Annotated in this window: 16 protein-coding genes; 5 read left to right on the forward strand and 11 right to left on the reverse strand. The window is 62.8% G+C overall.

Translation table 11 applies throughout. From position 1 onward, the window contains the following. Positions 1 to 1,591, forward strand: a 1,591-nt coding sequence (locus tag VMW12_10745; GenBank protein HUZ50192.1) for an EAL domain-containing protein, incomplete at its 5' end; no start/stop codon positions are given. Between the two features lie 138 nt (positions 1,592 to 1,729). After that, the gene (locus VMW12_10750) at positions 1,730 to 1,897 is read left to right on the forward strand and encodes a hypothetical protein (protein HUZ50193.1); all 168 of its coding nucleotides are present in this window, start codon (positions 1,730 to 1,732) and stop codon (positions 1,895 to 1,897) included. Positions 1,898 to 1,997: 100 nt separating this feature from the next. Here VMW12_10750 and VMW12_10755 read toward each other — a convergent pair whose 3' ends face one another. The 7 genes from VMW12_10755 to VMW12_10785 all read right to left on the reverse strand — a co-directional run bounded on the left by VMW12_10755 (position 1,998) and on the right by VMW12_10785 (position 13,854). Continuing rightward, positions 1,998 to 3,659: an SGNH/GDSL hydrolase family protein gene (locus tag VMW12_10755; GenBank protein ID HUZ50194.1), complete on the reverse strand. Its 1,662-nt coding sequence runs from the start codon at positions 3,657 to 3,659 to the stop codon at positions 1,998 to 2,000. A 16-nt stretch (positions 3,660 to 3,675) separates the two neighbouring features. Further along, positions 3,676 to 4,938: a hypothetical protein gene (locus tag VMW12_10760; GenBank protein HUZ50195.1), complete on the reverse strand. Its 1,263-nt coding sequence runs from the start codon at positions 4,936 to 4,938 to the stop codon at positions 3,676 to 3,678. 111 nt (positions 4,939 to 5,049) lie between these two features. Continuing rightward, positions 5,050 to 8,259 (reverse strand): efflux RND transporter permease subunit, encoded by a 3,210-nt coding sequence (locus tag VMW12_10765; GenBank protein HUZ50196.1) that lies wholly within the window; start codon positions 8,257 to 8,259, stop codon positions 5,050 to 5,052. A gap of 63 nt (positions 8,260 to 8,322) precedes the next feature. Beyond that, positions 8,323 to 9,225 (reverse strand): lipoyl synthase, encoded by a 903-nt coding sequence (gene lipA / locus VMW12_10770; protein ID HUZ50197.1) that lies wholly within the window; start codon positions 9,223 to 9,225, stop codon positions 8,323 to 8,325. Positions 9,226 to 9,230: 5 nt separating this feature from the next. Continuing rightward, a complete protein-coding gene (lipB, locus tag VMW12_10775) occupies positions 9,231 to 9,878 on the reverse strand; it encodes a lipoyl(octanoyl) transferase LipB (GenBank protein ID HUZ50198.1) in 648 nt (215 codons plus the stop codon). Between the two features lie 268 nt (positions 9,879 to 10,146). Then, positions 10,147 to 11,592, reverse strand: a complete 1,446-nt coding sequence (lpdA, locus tag VMW12_10780) for a dihydrolipoyl dehydrogenase (protein ID HUZ50199.1) — start codon at positions 11,590 to 11,592, stop codon at positions 10,147 to 10,149. A 132-nt stretch (positions 11,593 to 11,724) separates the two neighbouring features. After that, positions 11,725 to 13,854: an AAA family ATPase gene (locus VMW12_10785; protein HUZ50200.1), complete on the reverse strand. Its 2,130-nt coding sequence runs from the start codon at positions 13,852 to 13,854 to the stop codon at positions 11,725 to 11,727. Positions 13,855 to 13,921: 67 nt separating this feature from the next. Between VMW12_10785 and VMW12_10790 the strand changes: the two genes are divergently transcribed. Together VMW12_10790 and VMW12_10795 are read left to right on the forward strand one after the other, a co-directional pair. Continuing rightward, on the forward strand, positions 13,922 to 15,388 hold the full coding sequence (locus VMW12_10790; protein ID HUZ50201.1) for a PLP-dependent aminotransferase family protein: 1,467 nt from the start codon (positions 13,922 to 13,924) through the stop codon (positions 15,386 to 15,388). Then, positions 15,385 to 16,293: an A/G-specific adenine glycosylase gene (locus tag VMW12_10795; GenBank protein ID HUZ50202.1), complete on the forward strand. Its 909-nt coding sequence runs from the start codon at positions 15,385 to 15,387 to the stop codon at positions 16,291 to 16,293. The genes VMW12_10790 and VMW12_10795 overlap by 4 nt, the downstream gene beginning before the upstream one ends. Here VMW12_10795 and VMW12_10800 read toward each other — a convergent pair. The 3 genes from VMW12_10800 to VMW12_10810 are packed head-to-tail and all read right to left on the reverse strand — an operon-like array spanning position 16,261 to position 19,408. Further along, positions 16,261 to 16,776, reverse strand: a complete 516-nt coding sequence (locus VMW12_10800) for a cysteine dioxygenase family protein (GenBank protein HUZ50203.1) — start codon at positions 16,774 to 16,776, stop codon at positions 16,261 to 16,263. The genes VMW12_10795 and VMW12_10800 overlap by 33 nt on opposite strands. Further along, positions 16,773 to 18,137, reverse strand: a complete 1,365-nt coding sequence (locus tag VMW12_10805) for an FAD/NAD(P)-binding protein (protein HUZ50204.1) — start codon at positions 18,135 to 18,137, stop codon at positions 16,773 to 16,775. Before VMW12_10805 ends, VMW12_10800 begins: the two co-directional genes overlap by 4 nt. 8 nt (positions 18,138 to 18,145) lie before the next feature. Further along, positions 18,146 to 19,408 (reverse strand): tetratricopeptide repeat protein, encoded by a 1,263-nt coding sequence (locus tag VMW12_10810; protein HUZ50205.1) that lies wholly within the window; start codon positions 19,406 to 19,408, stop codon positions 18,146 to 18,148. A gap of 65 nt (positions 19,409 to 19,473) precedes the next feature. Between VMW12_10810 and nth the strand changes: the two genes are divergently transcribed. Further along, on the forward strand, positions 19,474 to 20,223 hold the full coding sequence (gene nth / locus VMW12_10815; GenBank protein ID HUZ50206.1) for an endonuclease III: 750 nt from the start codon (positions 19,474 to 19,476) through the stop codon (positions 20,221 to 20,223). Here the strand turns inward: nth and VMW12_10820 are convergent. Beyond that, positions 20,132 to 20,650 (reverse strand): hypothetical protein, encoded by a 519-nt coding sequence (locus tag VMW12_10820; GenBank protein HUZ50207.1) that lies wholly within the window; start codon positions 20,648 to 20,650, stop codon positions 20,132 to 20,134. The two genes, nth and VMW12_10820, sit on opposite strands and share 92 nt — an antisense overlap. Between the last annotated feature and the right edge of the window lie 33 nt (positions 20,651 to 20,683).

Here is a 20,683-nt window from a genome sequence, read left to right on the forward strand (position 1 = left end):
CCTGGACATGAACTTCACCTCGGTCGTCGGCGCAGGCTTGAGCACGCAAGGGCTGAGCGAGCGCGACCTCTTGGGCCAAAACTTCGAATTGATGCTCGCCGATGCCGAATCCAAGGAGCGCGCGCTCGCGGTTATTCGCCGCGCGTTCGGCGGCGATTCGGAGCGCTTTGAAACGCGCCTGGCCGGGCGCTGGCTGCAGCATCACGTCGAGCCGCTGCGCGGCATGAGCGGCAGCATCATCGGCGCCATCGGCGTCGCGCTGGATATCACCGAAATGAAAGAGACGGCCGACCACTTCGCGCACCTCGCCCGCGTCGATGCGCTCACGCAGCTTCCGAACCGGCTCGCGCTGGAAGAACAACTGGGAGGAGCGCTGGACCGCGCGCGCAGCGATCGCTGCGCGTTGGGCGTGCTCTTCGTCGACGTCGATCGGTTCAAGAACATCAACGATACGCTCGGCCACCGCGCGGGCGACGACCTGCTGCGCGCGTTTGCCGCGCGGTTGCGATCCTCGCTGGACGCGCGCGGATCGGTGTTTCGCAGCGGAGGCGATGAGTTCATCATCGTGATGCCGCTGGGCGAAACGCTGAGCCTGGCGATGGTGGCCGCCGACGTACAGGCCGCGCTGGGCGGAGCCTTCCACGTATCCGGCCGCGAACTCTACGTGACCGCCAGCATCGGGACCAGCACGTTTCCGAACGACGGGACGAGCGCCGAGGAGCTGGTCATGCACGCGGATTCCGCCATGTACCGCGCCAAGCAGACCGGACGCAATCGCATCAAATCCTACGATGCGACCACCGATTCGGCCGCGCTGGTGAAGCTGCGCCTGGAGCAAGATCTGCATCACGCCGTCGATCGCGGCGAATTGGAACTGCGCTTTCAGCCGATCGTGAACGTGGGCGACGGACGCATCATCGGGGCCGAGGCGCTGCTGCGATGGATGCACGGCAAGCAGGGCGAGATTCTGCCCGAACGCTTTATCGGGATCGCCGAAGAGACCGGCTTGATCGTGGATATCTCGCGCTGGGTGTTGCGGCAGGCTTGCGCGCAGGCGGCCGCAATTCGCGCGGGCGGCAATCCCGGTTTTCGCATCGCGGTCAACCTCTCGGCGCGCGATTTTGCAGAAGCGGACCTGGCCCAATATATCGAGGCGACGTTGCTGGATTGCGGCCTCCCGCCCGATGCATTGGATATCGAAATTACCGAGAGCGTGATGATCGACGATCTCGCACTCCAGACGCTCGAGCATTTGCGCGGCCTGGGCGTGCGGATCGTCGTTGACGATTTCGGCATCGCGTACAGTTCGCTCGGATATCTCAAGCGGCTGCCGGTCGGTGCGGTGAAAATCGATCGCGCCTTCATCGCCGATATCGCCCACGATTCGTACGATCAGGCGATCGTACGCGCCATCGTTACGCTGGCAAAAACACTGGGCTTCGGATTGATCGCCGAGGGCGTCGAAACGGCCGAGCAACTCGCATTCGTTTCCAAGCTCGCGTGCGAACACGCACAGGGATATCATTTCAGCGTGCCGCTCGTCGCCACGGATTTGTGCCGGCTCTTGCGCGAGGGCGTACCCACGGCGTAGGGGCCGGCCCCGGACAATCGCCGTTCATCTTGCCAGGAACCACGAACGCCGTACACGGCCCGACCGGCGTCCGCCATGAGATAAAGTCCGGCCCGCTGCGCACGAAACAGCGCCCGGTACACGTGGGTAGTCTCTTGCATGGCCTCGACCGTGCTCTCCATGATGGCGCAGATTTGCTGGTCGCTCGCAATCTCCGGATGCGAATTGGTGATGGTCCCGTTCGCCATCATCTTTAGCATCGCGTCGTCGCGTTACTCTCGTCTCTGGTGGATTCGCCCGCAGGCGAATCCACCACCTAGTCTCTGAGGGCTAGAAGAGAGGCACCCGCTGTCGCGAGTGCCTCTCTTTCCTGCGGCTCGGCCGTGAGGCCGAACGCGAAGGATTCGCCCGCAGGCGAATCCACCACCTAATGTGGTGCGTAGGGGTCGGTTGCGTAGATCGCTTGGATCTGCGCCGCGCTTAGGGGCGGAATGTTCGCGTTCGTATACTTGGTGTCGATGGCTTGAATGAACGCGTTGGCGATCAAGGCGTAGCCAGTATTCGAGGGATGCAATCCGTCGAAGCTGAGCAGGCCTTGCGTGAAGACGAGCGAGCAGCACGTGAACGGTGCGCCCGTTACCGGGTTCGGCGTCGGGTTGATGCTGGCGGCCTGCGCGAAGTACGGGCCCGTGCCGTTATAGAGGCCGTTGAATACCGCATTGATGTCGACGAGCGCCACCCCGGTGGTCGAGGCCGCTGCAGCGATGCCGGTATTGAATGCGGCGTTCATCGCGTTGATCTGGGATGCGAACGTATCGCTGATGTAGGCTCCGCCTAGGCCGGTTCCCGCGCCGCTGGGATCGAGTTGCGGCGTCGTGCTGCCCTGGCCGAACTGCTGCAGTACGGCCAAGAAACCGCTCTCGGTGAGGTAACCGTTCGAGCTAATGCCGTACTTGGTCTGGAGGTAGGCTACGATCGCTCCCGCTGCGGCCGCGGCGTTCGCCGGACCGATCGTGGGGGCGACTTGCGATACGAAATCGCAGTAGAACCAGTTCTGGGTAACGCAGACGGCTTGGCTTGCGGGCAATCCGCCACGGAAGAACTGCGGCGTTTGCAGGACCGTCGGAAGGTTTGCGACGGCCACGCCTTGCGCGCCGGCCTTTTGGAGCGTCTGGACCGCTAGCGTGATGTCGTTCTGCATGTCGCTCTGACTCATGTTCACCATCGGTGCTCTGCCGCCGGAGAACGCAAACTTCAGGATGTCGTTCGCGCCGAGCCAAACCGTTGCAAAGGTTGGTTTGAGCATCGCGGCGGCGTTGACCATCGTTGCCGGCTGACCGTTGATCAGCTTCTGCGGCGCAGTCTGGCTCAGGTATTGGCCGAGGATGGGAATATAGAGCGACGATTCGCCCGAGACGAGGCTTTGGAGACCACCGGCCGTTGCATCCGTCGTGCTGGAAGGATACGGAGCGCAGCTATACGCCGGATAGGTTCCGACCGCGGCCGGAGGCGGCCCGGTCAGCGGGTTGACCATGTTCACTGCTTCGTGGGCGGTGATGCCGGGGACGGCCACGTCGAGGATCGTGCCCTGCGGGTTGGCGCGAACCGTCGCAAAGCTCGACGGCGAGTAGGCTGAGAGGTTAAACGCATCGCAGCCCGGGTGCGATACGAAGAACGGCGAGCCTTGGAAGTTGGCGGGGTTGACGGGAATCAATTGGCTGCCGATGCCGGGAGCGTTGATGAGCGGCAGCACCGAGGTCGCGGGGCTGGCCATCTGAGCCGCGCTCATGCCCGTGGCTTGTTCGAACATCAGGGCCCAGTAGCCGTTCTCCTGAGTCGCCGGAACGAGGTTGCCCGGAAGAATCGAGAACGGGTTGGTCGAGTTCACGCCGAGGATACCCTCGGACTGGTAGCCGGCCGTGAGGCTGTCGCCGACGCCGACGAACGTTGCGAAGAGTGGGTTGGTCGCGCCCGCTTTGGGGGCGATCGGGGTGAGGCTGCTGGTTGAACCGCCGCCTCCGCCGCCGCAAGCCGCGAGCGACGCGACCGCGAGTACGGCGAGGGTCTTCGTAAGATATGTCATCTTCATGTTGCTCGTCCTTGCTCTAGATCGGAATCACGCTCGGCGAACCGATGCCGAACTGGAGTTGGATCTGGGTGGCTTTGAGGCCGCCGATCGTCGGTACGATCGGGTTGGAGCCGCACGGCAACGCTTGGCACGTCAGCTTTTGAATGCCGTACGAACCTTCGTTGGTCGGGCCGCCGCTGTTGAGTACCAACTGCACGAATCCGGCTTTGCCGACGCGCTCCGAGACGCCCAAGAAATAGGCGATCAGGTGCTGCGCGTACGGGTCGGCGGGCAGATAGTCGCGCGAACTCTGGGGCTCGAAGAAGAACTTCGTGCGGTCGTTCGGCGTGTACTCGAGATACGCGATCTGGTAGAGCTGGGGTTTGTTGACCTGGTTGATGCCCGCGGTATGCGTGAGCCAGCCCGGTGCTACCGTAAACGTACCGAACATTTTCGAGGTTTTGAGGAACGGCACGGTGACGGCCAGCGAGAACACCTGCGCGGTGCGCGTGTGGACGCCGGTGACCGGGAAACCGAACGGCGCGTTCGGCTCGAATGCGACGACATCGTTGCCCGCGTTCGACGCCGCGACCGTGGACCAGCGCGACACGTAGGTCGGCGAGATGACGATCGGGAGGGCGCGGCCGCCGGGCATCTTGATCGCGAAAAGTTTCTCCGCGTTCAAGATGAGGAACCGGTCCTTGGTCGTCAAATCCGCTTGCGACGTTGCGGGGGCGCAACCGTTCGCGTTGCCGCCGCCGAGATCGACGCAGCCGATCGGATTTTGGAAGCCTTGCAGATAGAGCGGTGCGGTGCCGCTATTGAAGCCGACCGGATAGTGCTGGATCTCGTAATACGACGCCAGCACGCGCGTGGTCGGATTGAATCCGTATCCCGCGTCGGCATCGGCGCCGCCGGGCAGCCACTTCTTGCCGAAGGTGCCGATGTTTCCGTACGGATATGCAATCGACAGATCCGCCATATAGGTGAAGCCAGTCGGTAAACCTTGGGCGGCCGCTCCGCCGACGGGAGCCTGTCGTACCGGCGGGACCTGGGCGATCGAGCCGTCGGGAAGCGCCATCGTTTGGTCCGCTTGTCCGGCTTGCGTTCGCGTGATTACCACTGGTGTTTTTTTCTGCGATGCATTCATCGCATTCTTGATTCCGGCACTGGCATCTTGGACGACGGATGTCGCCAAGGCTTCGCCCGTGCCGCCGTCGGCCGATGCCGGGATGGCGACCAAGCCGAACGACGCGGCCAATAAAGCGGCCGCGCTCGAGCGGATGAGGGTTTTCAGCATAGAGTCTCTCCAACGCAGTGGGTCCGGTGTATTAAAAGTATCAGTTTCCGGTTGCCGCTTTTTGTTGGAGTTCGGGCGATTAAAACCCTCGTGCCTTTGACGGAAAAGTCGCTAGTCCACGGCTCCGGAGGCCCGAAGTTTCCTGGCCCGGCGGCGATCCTTGGCTCCGTGTTCGATCGATTTGACGATGACGTAGAGCACCGGGGTGATCACGAGGTTGAGTACGGTCGAGATGAGCATGCCGCCGAAGACGACCGTGCCCAGCGAGTGGCGCGCCGCCGAGCCCGCGCCGGTAGCGAACACGAGCGGCACCACCGCTACCACGAAGGCGATCGAGGTCATCAAGATCGGCCGGAGCCGGGTCTGCGCGCCGCGCATCGCCGCCGTGACGATATCCGCCCCGGCCGCGAGTTGCTGATTGGCGAACTCCACGATCAGAATCGCGCTCTTACTGGCCAGGCCGATGAGCATGACGTAGCCGACCTGCGCGTAGGCATCCTGCGAGAGCGTCGGATCGCCTGCGAGGAGGATGAATGGAAAGCCGAGGTGGCCCATGAGCAGACGATAATTCATAAAGAGCAGTGCGCCGAGCAGCGCGGCCGGGACCGCGAGAATGACGATCAGCGGATCGACGAAGCTTTCGTACTGCGCCGAGAGGACCAGGAACACGAAGACGAGGCCGAGCGCGAAGATGAGGGCGCTCTGGGATCCGGATGCGATCTCATCCAAGGTCAGCCCCGACCATTCGTAGCTAACGCCCGGCGGATCGACCTTTTTGGCGATCTGCTCCATCGCTGCGATCGCCTCGCCGCTACCGTGCCCGGTCTTCACATTGCCGTTGATTTCGAGCGAACGGAAGAGATTGTAGTGGCTGATGATCGGCGAGGTGTAGGTTTGCTTGGCGCTTATCAGGGCGCTGACCGGAGTCATTCCGCCGCCCTTGCTCGAGCGCACGTACAACCCTTGGAGCGAACTGATGCGGTCGCGATACGGGGTATCGGCCTGGACGTACACGCGGTACGACCGGTTGAGATAATCGAAGTTATTGACGTACACGGAGCCGAGATCCGTCTGCATGGTATCGAAGACGTCGGCCAGCGAAACGCCGATCGATTGCGCTTTATTGCGGTCCACGTTCACCTGCAACTGCGGCGAATTCGTACGGAACTGCGTGAAGACTTGCGTGAGCGGCGAATCCGGCGCATTGCCCAGCCCCATGTACCCGTACGCAGTCTGCATCAACTTATCGAGGCCCACGTTGCCGCGGTCTTCGAGCTCGAATTGGAATCCGCCGAAACTTCCGACGCCGTTAATCGCCGGCGGATTGAACGCGAGTATTTGCGCTTCGGGAATCTCCTTGGCGAAGCGCGCCATCAGCGAATTGGGCCCGACGTATAGTATCCCCGTGATCGATTCCATGAAGCTGGTGCGCTGCGACCATGGCTCCAACTGGACGAACATCATGCCGCGGTTGGGCCCGGCGCCGGCGAAGCTAAATCCGCCGACATCGAAAACGTCTCGGACGCCCTTGGTGCTGCGAATGATCTGCTCTGCTTTGACCGCGATGTCGTGCTCGTTGGCCAGCGACGTGCCTTCGGGAGCCTGGACCAGGACGATGAAGTACCCTTGATCCTCGCTTGGAATAAAGCCGGTAGGCGTGGTCTTGAAGAGGATCCCGGTGAGCACCAGCGCGAGAACGAAGATACCGAATACCGGCCATCGGTGACGAAAGAGAATCGGAAGTTTGGCGTGATAGAACTCGCGCAGGCGGTGTAAGCCGCGATTAAACCATCCGAAAAAGCCCGTTTCGGATTCCGTTTCGCCGCGTAAGAGTCTGGCCGAGAGTACCGGAGCGAGGGTCAGGGCGGCGAAGAGCGAGATCGTAATCGAGGCGGCGATCGTCAGCGCGAATTGTTTGTACAACTGGCCGGTCGTGCCTGGGAAGAATGCGACCGGCACGAATACCGCCAAGAGCACGAGCGACGATGCTACGACCGCGCTCTGAATCTCGCGCATCGCCGCCGCCGCACCCTCGATGCCGCGCATGTTGTTCTGTTGGATGTAGCGCGCGATATTTTCGATGACGACGATCGCATCGTCCACCACGAGCCCCGTCGCCAGCGTGAGGCCGAAGAGCGTGATGGTGTTGATCGTAAAACCGAAGATCTTCATCACGAAGAACGTGCCGATCAACGACACCGGAATCGTGGCGGCCGGGATCAGCGTGGAGCGCGGATCTTGCAAGAAGAGGAAGATCACCAACACCACGAGCAGGATCGAGAGCAGGAGGGTGACGACGACTTCTTTGATCGATTCTTGCACGAACGTGGTCGAGTTGAACGCGACTTTATAGTGGACGCCGGGCGGGAAAGTTTTGGAGAGCCGATCGAGCGTTGCAATGACGCCCTGTGAAACTGAAAGCGCGTTCGCCGTCGGTAATTGTTGCACGCCCAGCCCGATGACGTTCTGATTGCCGTCGAACCTTAGAAAACTCGAGTAATCTTCGGCACCGAGTTGGATGCGGGCGACGTCCCCAAGCTTCGTAAACCCACCGTTAGCGTCGGTGCGCAGCACGATGTCGGCGAATTGCTTCGGCGTGGAGAGGCGGCCTATCGCGTTGATCGTGTAGGTGTACGGTTGGCTACCGGATTCAGGCGACGAGCCGATACTACCGGCGGCAACCTCGACGTTCTGCTGCTGGAGGGCGCTGATAACGTCGCTGGTCGCAAGACCCTGCGCCGCCAGCGCTCGCGGGTTGAGCCAAATGCGCATTGCATAGCGACGCTGCCCGAAGATCCGAACGCCGCTGACGCCCTGGACGCGCTTGAGATCGTTGACGATATTGAGCTCGGCGTAGTTGCTCAAAAACAGCGAATCGTACTTCGAATTATCCGACGTGACCGCGACGGCCATGACGAATGCGCCCGCGTTTTTCGAGACCGTGACGCCGGTTTGCGTTACTTCCGCCGGTAGCTCGCCGCTCGCCGACTGGACGGCATTTTGCACGTCGGTCGCCGCGATATCGAGATTGACCCCGAGGTTAAAGGTACAGGTGATCGTCGATACGCCCTGCGCGCTCGTCGAACTGATGTAGCGTAGGCCTTCGACGCCGTTGATCGCGTTCTCGAGCGGCGTGGTCACAGCGCTTTCAACCGCTTGCGGGCTGGCGCCGATATAGGTAGCGGTAACCGTCACCACCGGGGGAGCGATCTGCGGATACTGCGCGATCGGCAGCGTCGGCATAACCACGAGCCCCGCGATCAGGATTACGAGCGAACAGACCGCGGCAAAGATCGGCCGCCGGAGGAAGAACTCAGTCATCGTGATGCTAAACCTTCGCCCTCGGAAAGCCGTTGCATTCCAGGCGAAACTCAGATCGCGGCGCTATCCCGCTTGCGTAAAAGCCTGCTCGGCATGGTAGGAGCTACGCGAGAGCGGGCTCGACACGACTTGATGGAAGCCTTTAGAACGTGCCAGCGCACCGAGTTGCGCAAAGCGCTCGGGCGTAACGAAGGCAACCACGGGAAGATGCTTCTTGGTGGGTTGCAGATACTGCCCCATTGTAAAGATATCGACGCCGGCCGCTCGTGCGTCGTCCATCGTCTGCTCGATCTCCGCGTCCGTTTCGCCTAGCCCCAGCATGAGCGAGGTCTTCGTATAGCGTTCGGGTGCCCGAGATTTGGCATGGGCGAGAATGCGTAGCGAGGTATCGTACGTCGCGCGCTTGTCGCGCACGGTGGGTGTGAGGCGTCGCACGCTTTCGAGATTGTGCGCGAATACATCCGGCTTGGCATCCATCACGATATCGAGCGCCACCAGATCGCCGTGATAATCCCCGCTGAGGATCTCAACCCGCGCTCCCGCAACGCGCTCGTGAATCTCCCGAATCGTATTCGCAAAGATCAGCGCTCCGCCATCCGCCAGATCGTCGCGATCGACGGCCGTAAGCACCAAATACTTCCAGCCCAAATCGCGCACCGCTTCGGCGACCCGTACGGGCTCCATCCAATCGACCACGCCCTTCGGGTTTCCAGTCTTCACGTTGCAGAAGCGGCAGCCGCGCGTGCACGTGTCGCCCAAGATCATGATCGTCGCCGTGCCGGCGCCCCAGCATTCCGCAAGATTCGGGCACGCGGCCTCTTTGCACACGGTATTGAGCGCGAGCGTATTCACCTTGGCTTTGACGCGTTCGTAATCCTCACCGATCGGCAACGAGACGCGTAGCCAATCCGGCTTGCGCGCGTGCTGCGGTTTTGCGGGGGAGATCAAGTCGATTTCAATAGCCACGTTCGTTAAAATTCCACGTTGAGCGAGCGAGCGAGTTCTTCGAGCAGCACGACTTTCGCTTCATCGAGCGTTACCGGCCGTCCGAGTTGTTGCGAGAGCGACGTGATGCCGCGATCGGTTAAACCGCACGGATTAATTAGCCGATCGTAATCGAGTTCGGTCGAGACGTTGAGCGCGATTCCATGCAACGAAACCATCTTCTGAACCGCCAACCCGATCGCGCAAATCTGATCGCGTCCAACCCACACGCCCGCATGTTCGCTCCACCGTTCGGCGACGACGCCGAAGCGCGCGCACGTTTCGATGACCGCTCCTTCGAGGGATCGCACGAGCGGGACGACTTCGCGAAAGCGTTCTAATTTACGAATCGGATACACGACCAACTGCCCGGGCCCGTGATAAGTCACGTCGCCGCCACGCTCGATTTCAACGACCTCGATGCCGCGCCGTGCTAAAAGATCCGGCGCAATCAAGACGTTATCGCGTTTTGCCTGGCGTCCCAGCGTAATAACCGGCGGATGTTCGACGACGATAAACGTATCGGGCTCGCGCCCTTCACGCACCGCGGCATGCAGCGTATGCTGCAAGTCCCACACTTCGCGGTAAGGCTTGAATCCGAGATCGAGTACGCGCGCGCGCGTCAGAGTTGCCACGCTCATACGACCGCCACCGATGCGAATTTGGATGCACGGCGAGCCAGAGCGCGCGACGCTGTGGCCCCGGGAGCCGGGTGTCGCGAGGCCCGGTCGGGGAACCGCTGTTGGATTTTACATCCTGTAAAATCCAACGCTGCTACGTTTTTTGGGCAAAACAAAGTTTTGAAGTTCACATCCTGTGAAGGCCCAAAAAATCGCAGCTTCCCCGACCGGACCTCGCGCCACCCGGCTCCCGGGGCCATAGCGTCAACGACGTCGCGCGTAGCTACTTTGCCCCGACCGGCGTTTTCGGCTTCGGATTGACGATGTGAATCGCCTTACCGTGCGCCGCTTCCGCCGCGTCCATGATGCTTTCGGTCAGGGTCGGATGGGGATGGATCGAGAGCCCGATATCCTCGAGCGTCGCGCCCATCTCGAGCGCGATGACGCCTTCGCCGATTAGCGATTCGGCTTGCGGTGCGACGATGTGCATGCCCAGCAGCATATCGGTCTTGGCGTCGCCGACGAGTTTGATCAGGCCGTCGCTTTCATTCATCGTGCGCGCGCGGCCGCTCGCCGCGAGCGGGAACTTGCCGATGCGTACCTCGTAGCCTTTGGCCTTTGCTTCCTCTTCGGAGAGGCCGATGGTCGCGACTTCCGGATCGGTGTACACGCAGTTCGGAATCGCAATCGGATCGAATGCGGCCGACGTGTCGCCCGCGATCACTTCGGCGGCGATGACGCCCTGCTTCATCGCGCGGTGCGCGAGGAGCGGCTGGCCCGTGACGTCGCCGATCGCAAAGATGCTCGGCACTTTCGTGCGGCACTGCTGATCGACCGCGATGAAGCCCTTATCGTCGACGGCTAGGCCCGCGGCTTGCAGATTGAGCGTATCGGTGACGGGGCGGCGCCCGACGGCGACGAGCACCATGTCGAATTCGCGCGTCTCGTCTTTGCCGTTGGTGCCTTCGCCGTTGAACGTGGCTTTAACGATCTTGCCGCTCTTTTCGAGTTTGCCGACCTTCGTGTCGAGCATGATTTCGACGCCTTGTTTCTTGAGGATGCGGCCCAGCGTCTTCGAAATTTCCAGGTCGGTGCCGGTGAGCAACTGCGAGAGCGCTTCGATAACGAGCACCTTCGCGCCGAGGCGCGTGTAGACGGTGGCGAATTCCAGACCGATCACGCCGCCGCCGATTACCAGCATGTTCTTCGGGATGCGCTTCATTTGGACGGCGTCGTCCGAATTGATGATGTACTCGCCGTCGCGCGGCCAAGCCTTGACGTCGACCGGTGCCGAGCCGGTGGCGATCACGACGGTTTTCGCGGTGATGCTATCCTCGCCGCCCTCTTTTTTCTTAAGGACGATTTGCGTCGGGCTCTTGAACGAGGCGTCACCGTACATGAACTGGACGTTGTTGGCCTTGAAGAGCGTCCTGACGCCGCCGACGTTGGAAGTCACCACATCGGTTTTGAATTTTGCAACGCCCTCGCGATCGACTTCGGCCTTGGGGACCTTTAGGCCGATGTCGGCGGCGTGATCGATGTGGCGGATGACCTCGCCGACGTGAAGCAACGCCTTCGTTGGAATGCAGCCCCAATTAAGGCACACGCCGCCGATTTCGTCGCGATCGACACAGATGACGGTCTTTCCTAGCTGTCCTAACCGGATCGCGGCGTGATAGCCTCCCGGCCCGGCTCCAATGATGACCGCGTCAACCTGATGTTCTGCCACCGAAGTTCGCTCCTAAATAGTTCGAGTATGTGCGTGGGTGAGCGTGCACCCTCCCACATCCTACCAGGCGAAGCCTGCCGTGGCTTCGACCAGAGTGGCTAGCATGCTAGCCGGTCTAGCCGGTCTAGCAGGCTAGCCGAGCTCCGAGGCGGCGAGGCGCCCGAGCTGCCCGAGGTCCAGAGCTTGGGCTTGCGCGGCGGCCGCGTGCATCGCATCGGGGCCGAGGGCAGCCGCTAGGCGCTCTTCATCGGCGCGGATCTCCGTGCGCGTGAGGCCGATCGCCGGGATCCGCCTGTCGCGGCGCAGACGCCGCGCGGCGAACGAGAGGGGCGCGGCCCGCTCGAACTCTCGCTGGAGCAGCAGCAGGCGAACGGCACTTTCGAGGGTCTGGGCGAGATAGATCGGCTGGGGAGCCCCGTCGAGCAAGGTAATGGCCGTTCGAAGCGACCGGGCCGCCCCCTGAAGGTCGCCCTTGATGAGGTTGGATCGGCCGATGACTTCGTGTTGCCAGGCCATCAACGAGGGGCTCTGGGAGCGTTCGAAATATCGGATGGCGCTCTGGGCGCTATTCACTGCCTCCGCCGGGTCGTGCAGAAAGTACGTCGCCTCGGCGAGGTTGCCATAAGCTATGCCGATCTGGGTATCGGGGCCGCTCTCCAGCAAAATCTCCAACGCTTCCAGGTATCGGCTACGCGCTCCGATCGGGTCGCTGTGCCCTTCTAGGGCGATATTGCCTTGATTCAGGAGCGCCGATCCGATGCCGGTCGGATGTTCGATCGCGCGATAGAGGGCGACGGCCGTTTCGACGTAGAGGCTGGCTTCGTCGGTTTTACCGACGTAGAGTGAGGCTACGGCAAGGGCGTTGTAGGCCCGGGCAAGGCCCAGTCGGTCGCCCAAAATCGTGAATGCGCTGATTGCCGTTGGGCCCAGCGCGAGCATGCGCTGGTAATCGGCGCTCGCGTAGGCCACGCGCATGGCGGCATTCGAGAGCCGGGCGTAGAGGGCTTGCGGGAGCTGGCCGGCCTGCTCCATCAGTCGCTCCATCCACATCGAGCCCTCGCGCAAGCGGCCGCCGCCGGCCCAGATCGAAACGAGCGAGGTAGCGATGTCGAGCACGCTCGGAAGCCGATCGTGCGGGCGTTTCAGGGCCCAGGCCAGGGCCGCGCAAGCATCGTCGTACCTTTCGAGCAGTTCGTGCATCGCTTCGCCGGGCGAGGGCGTGAGCAATTGGCCGTGGATGCGAAGGATCCGGGTGTTGATATGGAGCGCGAAGCGTTCTTCGATCGCCTGTCGATCGGAGCGCCCCCCCAGCATGCGGGCTGCGATCGCGTGCATCGGCGTCAGCATCGAGTAGCGTGTCGAGTCGGCCCGCACAAGAAGCGAGCGATCGGCGAGCGTCGTAAGCGCTTGCGCGGTTGAGGGCACGTCGCCCTCGTCGAGCGCGACGATATCGTCCGCGTCGAAGACGCCTGCGAAGGCGCTGGCGAGGGCGAAGACCGCCTGTGCGCGTTCATCGAGTGGAGCGAGGCTCCAATCGATCATCTTTCCGAGCGAATGGTGTCGCGGATCGCTTCCGGCGCTCGAGCGAAAATGGTATGGGCGCAGGGTCTCCAATTCGCGCGCGAGTTCGCGGACGCTCAGCGAAGCGAGGCGCGCAGCCGCAAGGTCGATCGCAACGGCCAACCCGTCGAGTCGCTCGACGATCGAGGCCGCGACCGGCAAATCTTCGGCTGAGAGTTGTACGTTGGCGGCCTTGGCTCGCTGGCGAAAGAACTCGATGCCCGTGGCCGCGTCAAACGGCCCGACCTCGAGCACGCGCTCGTCCGGATAGTCCAGGCGTCGTTGGCTGGTAGCCACGATCGCTACGTTGTGAATGCGCTGCAGCGCCTCGATCAGCGCGCCGGCCTCATCGGGCACGTGCTCGCAGTTATCGAGAACCAGAATCGAGCGCCGAGCTGCCATCTCGTGGTTGATGATGTCCAGCGGATCGCGTCCAACCTGCTCGCGCGCGCCGACCGCGGCGACGATGGTTCCGAAGACGGCCTCCGGGCCGACGCCGCTAAGCGGCACGAAGATCACGTCGCGGGCTCGGTCCCGCTCGAAGCGCGCGATCGCTTCGAACGCCAGACGCGATTTTCCGACGCCGCCCGGCCCGACCAACGTTAAAGCCCCGCCGTACTCAAAGAGTGCGAAGAGGCGCTTGAGCTCGGCGCCGCGTCCAACGAATGGCACGCGCGTATCGACCGAAGTGAAATCGGGCACTATGCGGTAAGATTCGCTGCCATACGGGAAGCGTTCCCGGTAGCGACACCGAAAATGGATCGCCTCAATGGCGAAAATTGGATGGAGCGGCCTGCAGCCGGACCTCGATCGAGAGTCGATCGTGCCGTTATACCGCCAGCTCTACGAACATTTGCGCGAGGCAATTCTGGCGGGAACCCTGCCGGAATCTACACGATTGCCCCCCGAACGTTCGATGGCCGAGCAGTTGGGCGTCAATCGGAGCACGGTCGTCCACGCCTACCGCGAACTCGTTGCGGACGGATTGATCGAGCAACGGGTCGGATCCGGATCGCGCGTGGTGCCTCAGCTTCGCGGCGGCCAGCCCGAGCGGGCGGCCGGTGTGCCGTGGTGGGTGACCCTGCCGCCCTGGAGGGTGGGCGAATTTCCAAACATCTTGGGCGAGCTAGCCGCTAAGCAAGAGCCCGGGCGCATATCGTTCGTTCAAGGCGTCGCTCCCGACCAGCCGTCGCCGTTGGGGGAACTCGCGCAGTCGTTCGAGCGGGTCGCGCGCGATCCGCGCTTCATTCTTTCGTACGGCGATTCGGAAGGCTACGAACCGCTGCGCGCGGCGATCGCTTCTCGGATGAACGCGCAGGGCGCTTCCTCGATCGAGCCCAGAAGCATTATCGTGCTGACGGGCTCGACCCAAGGCATCATGATCGTCGCGCAGAGCTTGGCCGAACCCGGCGACGAAATCATCGTCGAATCTCCCTCGTATCCCGGCGCGCTGCAAATCTTTCAGATCTGCGGCTTGCGCGCGATTCCGGTCCCGGTGGACGATGAGGGCATGCGCGTCGATCACGTCGAGGCGATCTTGCGCACGCGGCGCCCGCGCTTCATCTACACGATGCCCTCGCTGCATAATCCCACCAATGCGACGATGAACGCCGACCGTCGAGAGCGGTTGGTGACGATCGCCAAACGCTCGGGCGTGCCGATCATCGAAGACGATCCCTACGGTCCCCTTTTGCGCGAGCCGGTCACCCCGTTGGTGGCTCTGGCTCCCGACCACGTCGTCTATCTATCGACGTTCTCGAAGACGATCGCGCCGAGCTTGCGCGTGGGGTGGCTGGCGGCGCCGCGCACGATTCTGGAACGGTTGCTGCTGCGCAAACAGGCATACGATATGGCGACGAGTCTCTACGTCCAAGCCGCAATCGTGGATTATCTCGAACGCGGATACGACGCGCACGTGGCGCAGCTTCGCGACGAATTGTTACTGCGAAGAGGTCTGGCCGATCGGGCGATCGCCGCGGAGTGGCCTTCGACGTTTCGCGTTAGCCCGGCTTCGGGCGGTTTTTACGTGTGGGTAACCACGCCGCGCGACATTCGCGCGCGCGCGCTGCTGGATGCATCCGAACGCCTCGGAGCGTCGTTTTTGTTCGGCGAAGCGTTTTTCGCGAACTCGGGGGGCGATCACAATTTTCGCCTAGCGCTGACGGCCGTCACGCGCGACGAGATCGGCGAAGGCATCGGGCGCATAGGCCGTGCAGTCGCCTCCTTGAAACCGTGACCCGACTGCAACGCCGTTTGCTGCGGTGGTATCGCAACTCCGGTCGTGCGGAACTCCCTTGGCGCACGACGCGCGATCCTTACTTCACGCTGGTGAGTGAATGCATGTTGCAGCAAACGCAAGTCGATCGCGTGGTGCCTGCATTCGTTGCGTTCATCGAGCGTTTTCCCACCTTAGCCGCGTTAGCGTCGGCGAGTACGGCCGACGTGCTGCGAATGTGGCGAGGCCTCGGATACAACTCGCGCGCGGTTCGTCTCCACGCCGTCGCGCAGGCGGTCGCCCGCGACTACCTGGGCGAGATGCCCTCAGACCCGAACGCGCTTCGCGCATTGCCGGGTATCGGGCCCTACACGGCCGCGGCGATCCGCGCGTTCGCATTCGATATCGACGACGCTCCGGTGGATACCAACATCAAGCGGATCGTGCATCGCCTGTTCTACGGCATCGAATACCCGATCCGTGCGCGCGAGCCGCAACTCGCGGCTCACGCGCAAGCGCTGGTTCCACCCGGCCAAGCCCACGACTGGAACTCGGCCATGATGGATTTGGGTGCGACGCTGTGCGGCGCCCGCGCGCCCAAGTGCGAAGCGTGCCCGATCGCCGCGGATTGCGCGGCGGCGCCGATCGACGCAGCGGCGTTGGAGAGCGCGCGGCGCGCGCATGCCAAACCTCGCGCCGGGAGCACGGAAAGATTCGAAGAGAGCGCCCGGTTTGCGCGCGGGCGCATCGTCGATCGCCTTCGCGATCTCCCGCCCGGGAAGAAGATTTCGATGCTCGATCTTGCGCGGGATGTGGCCGGCTTGCTGCCCCGGCGATCCGACGACGAGATCGCCGCATTGGTTTCGGCGTTGCATCGCGAGGGATTGGTGAGCTTAGATCAGGCCGGCGTCGGCTTGCGCGAGTGAGAGGCTGGTGAGGCCCCGATCGTCGACGACCGTATAGGCGCCCAGCGGCGCGGCGTAGAGTTGTAGCGAGTACGCCGCGCGCTCGAACGAATTGCTGACGCGATGGAGTTCCTTGGGGCCGGATCTGCGATCGATTGCTCCCGACGTGAGCCGCGAGGGCGCGAAGCTGCGCAGGTCTGCCACCGCATCGGTGCCGTCATTCAGCCGTTCGAAGTTCTCGACGTCGAGGTTGCCGTCCAACACGACCACCCAGCAGCGCGAGTCTCCGTGGTCGTGGATGGGGCTGCGGGAACCGGGTGCCCATAGCATTGCAACGATTTCGAATTCGGCATTACGTTGCAAGCGCGTTCGCGTGTACGCGCCTGCCGCAAACGGCATCGTATCGCGGTATTCGCCGAAACGCCCGATACTATGGAGCATCGCTTCGACGAAGTCGTAATTGGCCATGGCCTCGTACAGAGCGCCGCGAAGATCGGCGATCACGATACGGCTTCCAACGCGCCGATTCCATGCTCGGTGATGAGGCATTTCGCGATACGCCGGGCCTGCTCGCGAATCTCGGGAACGGCCGTCGTCTCGTACCATCGGCCGCGGGTCGGCGGCCCCAACGCGTACATCGACGGCTGAGCGTGGCCGGAGCGGTCGAGCACGCGAAGATCTTGCGATACCTCGATACCCAAATGGAGTTCGTCGGCTAACAGCAGGCCTCGGCGCATGAGGTTGACCACGAGCTGATTACGGGAGCGTTCGTAGTCACCGTTTGGGCCGGTGCAGTTGACGATGTCGGTGACACCGATCGCGCTCGTGCCCTCGGCGTTAACGATGCGAAGGACGAGACGTTCGCGCTCGCGATGAGCGGCCGAGATACGCCCGCGATGGCGTACGATCGCGTTACGTGCGCGGAGGCGTTCGAATGCCTGCGCGGTTTGAGGCGGCACGCGATATCGATGCGCGGTCCAGAATGAGTGGAGATGCTCGAGAAATTGCCGCTGCTGGCGGCTGCTCCATCCTTCCCATATCGCCGGGGATATCTTGCGGATCGATTCGGCGACTTCGCGCCAATCGCCGCCACGCGCTTCTCGCGCTGCCGCCGCGGCGCGCATCGTGTGTAATAGCGAGAGCGGGGTGCCCGTATCGAGCGCGAGCGTAGCCGGATCGAGCCCGCGCGCGCGGACGTTCTCGACGGCGGGGAGCAACCCGCGTCGCGAGATGATGTGGATTGTGCCGTCGTAGCCACGCTCTTCCAAGAGCGCGACGATATCCATTGCGGTGAGACCGCTTCCAACCAGCGCGATGGCGCTCCCGCGCAGTACCGATGCGTCGAAATGCCACGGGTCGCGCACGTAGCCGGCATCCGCTCGAACCGCGCGCGGCAGGAAGGCATCGTTCGGCTCGTGGTTGCCTAGCGCGAGGACTACCGAACCGGCCGAGAATTCTTGCCCGGCGTCGTCACGCGCGACATAGCCTCCCCCGCGGCGCTCGATATCGACGATGCGATTGCGCGAGAGCGCGATGCCGGGATGCGCTGCGAGCGCGCGATCGAACTGCTCCGCCAAATAGCGCCCGAAGAGCTTGCGCGGTATCAAGCGATCGTCCGATTCAGGGCCGAGCCAGCGGACCAGATCCGCCGGGTCTTCCGGTACGGCGCTCATCGCCCTGGCCGGGCCGTTCATAAGCAAACGGTCGGAGCCGGGAGCGTATGCCGTTCCCGGGCCGGGGGAAGCCGCATCGAAGATCATCGCGCGAAACGACGGCGGCGCTGTCTTGGCAAGCGACGCGGCAACGACGGTGCCGGCGAGGCCGGCTCCGACGATGACGGAATCCAGGGCCTCCGTTCGTTTCATGGCTATTTCTAGGTATCGGCAGCTTTACGCCGGTCGATCATACGCTCGACCGCGCGATAGATGTTCGGGATGAAGCGATGTTTGTAAGGATAGAGTTCGATCGGGTCGCTGCTGTGCACTAACATCGCCGGGTCCGCCTCGAATACGAGCACGCGCCCGTCCGGACCGATGGCGCAATCGATGCCGAAGTACTCCAAGCCGATCGCCCGGGCGATGCCTTGCAATGCCTCGTATTTGTCCCCATCGAACGCCCGCCGAAGGTCCTCCAAAAACGACCCCTCTTCATCGCGCATCCAAGCGTTTTCCGCCATCGCGGCATTGTAGTAGTGGATCATCCAACGCGGCGAGATTGCCAGATGGACCGGGTAGGGTTCGCCGTCAACGAACACGACGCGATATTTGCGAAAAAGCCCGTCGGGCGATCGATAGTCGATGAACGGGCTGATAAAAAACGCTTCGCCCGCCGTTCGTTCGAGGTACGCGGCGATATCGCCGGCGGCCTCGACCCGTTCGAGCCCGAGCCCCGCGTGCGAACCTACCGGACGAACGATAATCGGATATGGGAACGCATCTTGCCCGCGCGCCAGCGCCGCGCGCGTCACCTCGGAGATCGGTGCGACGGTGCAATCGACGCGTTCTAAGGTGCGCCCCAGTTGCATGCGCGCGGTCGCGATCACGCGCGCGGGGGCGTTCAGCGCCGGATGTGCCGAGCGCTGCATAAAGGCCTCGGCGAGTTGCAGATAGGGCATTGCGGCGGGCGATTCGGCGATCGTGTTCCAAAGCACGTCGTACTTGGGGAGCGTACTCGGCGGCGATTCGCCTTGCACGAGATACAGTTTGTGCGCGGTCGTCGTCGATCGATCGAAGAGAAAATCGACCGGAATATTGGTTTGCCAATCACCCGGAGCGCAGAGAAGCAAGATGCTGCGCGCTTGATGCGGGGCGACCGCCGAGAAGAGGCGTTGCGATGCTAGCGCCGCTCGCTGATGGGCCAGCGCCGCAGTCATCGTGCCTTTGATCTGCAATAATTCCCACAAGCTCATGTGTGCGGCAACGTTAGCCGGGTCGATCGCGAGCGCTCGTTCGAACGCCGCGATCGCGCGATCGTTATCGCCCGCATCGTACTGCGTCTGCGCCAGATTGAGCGCGAGTTCCGGGACGTCGGGATAGCGTTCTAAGGCCTGCGCAAATACGGCTATGGCCGCATGGAGATTTCCGGCCGCGCGCAGTTGGATGCCGCGTGCGTTCTGCACGGCTGCATCGCCGATCATTTGTGCGTTTTGCCGATCGATTGCGGGGACATGGCCGGTGGCTTCTGGAACGTCGTCACCCTGCCATGCCGAAAATTCCGTTTCCCACCAAGAACGTCCCGAAGGCGGTCGCTAAGCAAGAGCTGGCGATCCTCGAACGCACGTATCCGGCGGCCGTCACGGCGCTTGAGTACCACAATCCGTTCGAATTGCTCGTAGCGGTGATTCTCTCGGCACAGTGCACGGATGCGCGCGTGAATCTCACGACCCCGGCGTTGTTCGCGGCATATCCAACGCCGAACGAGCTGGCAGAAGCCCACCTCACCGACGTCGAACGGATCATCAAATCGTGCGGGTTCTATCGCATGAAGGCCAAGCATATCGTTAGCGCGGCGAGCGATCTGGTCGAGCGTTTCGGCGGGGAGGTGCCGCGCGAGCGCGACGATCTGGAATCGCTCGACGGCGTCGGGCGGAAGACGGCAAACGTCGTGATGTCGGTTGCATTCGAGGAAGCCGCGTTCGCGGTCGATACGCACGTTTTTCGCGTGGCGCATCGTTTGGGGTTGACGCAGGGGACGACGCCCCGACAAGTCGAGGCGGACGTTACCGCGATCGTGCCGCGGCAGAAGTGGCGGTACGCGCATCATTGGCTGATTCTGCACGGGCGCGCGATTTGCAAGGCGCCCGTGCCGCGGTGCGGCGAATGCCCCGTCGCGGCGATCTGCCCGACCCCGCCGATTATCGCTAAAATGACAACGGTCCGGGCCCGGAAAGGTGCGGCGGCGGTGGAAGCTCCGCGTCGTGCGCGAGCACTTTCAACACGCCGGACGCGGTGAGGCGTTCGCCGTAGCCGGCTTCGGTCGAAATCTTCGAGAGGTTGACGAGCGACGGCACCGGAGCCTCCAGATCGAACTGATACTCGCCCTCCAGCCCCATGCCGGTCATCTGCACGAGTTGCCGTACCGGATCGAGATCGATCGTCACGCGATGCTCGCCAAAGCGCAAGCGCAGGCGAAGCGGACGTTCCAATCGCACGAATTTGACGCCGCGCGGCCCGAGAATCGCGTTGAGGCGTTTACACGCGATCGCCAATTGCTCGGCGAAGAGTGCGAGCGACTCGTCCGCATCTTCCGGACGCCGCTCCTGCCGCCCGCCGCCGGCCGCGTCGATCAGCTTGCCGATTTCGCGGCGATCGCGAATGCGCGACGCGGCCGCGACGATGGGGTTCTGGGCGGTAAAATCCGGTTCGAATGGGTCTGCCATGATGATGGCTCCAAGTATTCTCGCTCGGGATGC

It is taken from the genome of Candidatus Dormiibacterota bacterium, assembly GCA_035532835.1.
Lineage (GTDB): Bacteria > Vulcanimicrobiota > Vulcanimicrobiia > Vulcanimicrobiales > Vulcanimicrobiaceae > DAHUXY01.

Excerpts from the sequence above, each read along its gene's own strand:
- VMW12_10820 (HUZ50207.1), bottom strand. The coding sequence starts at position 20,650 with ATGGCAGACCCATTCGAACCGGATTTTACCGCCCAGAACCCCATCGTC.
- VMW12_10790 (HUZ50201.1), top strand. The coding sequence starts at position 13,922 with ATGGCGAAAATTGGATGGAGCGGCCTGCAGCCGGACCTCGATCGAGAG.
- VMW12_10805 (HUZ50204.1), bottom strand. The coding sequence starts at position 18,137 with ATGAAACGAACGGAGGCCCTGGATTCCGTCATCGTCGGAGCCGGCCTC.
- nth (HUZ50206.1), top strand. The coding sequence starts at position 19,474 with ATGCCGAAAATTCCGTTTCCCACCAAGAACGTCCCGAAGGCGGTCGCT.
- VMW12_10765 (HUZ50196.1), bottom strand. The coding sequence starts at position 8,259 with ATGACTGAGTTCTTCCTCCGGCGGCCGATCTTTGCCGCGGTCTGTTCG.
- VMW12_10810 (HUZ50205.1), bottom strand. The coding sequence starts at position 19,408 with ATGATCGGCGATGCAGCCGTGCAGAACGCACGCGGCATCCAACTGCGC.
- VMW12_10760 (HUZ50195.1), bottom strand. The coding sequence starts at position 4,938 with ATGCTGAAAACCCTCATCCGCTCGAGCGCGGCCGCTTTATTGGCCGCG.
- VMW12_10755 (HUZ50194.1), bottom strand. The coding sequence starts at position 3,659 with ATGAAGATGACATATCTTACGAAGACCCTCGCCGTACTCGCGGTCGCG.
- VMW12_10750 (HUZ50193.1), top strand. The coding sequence starts at position 1,730 with ATGGCCTCGACCGTGCTCTCCATGATGGCGCAGATTTGCTGGTCGCTC.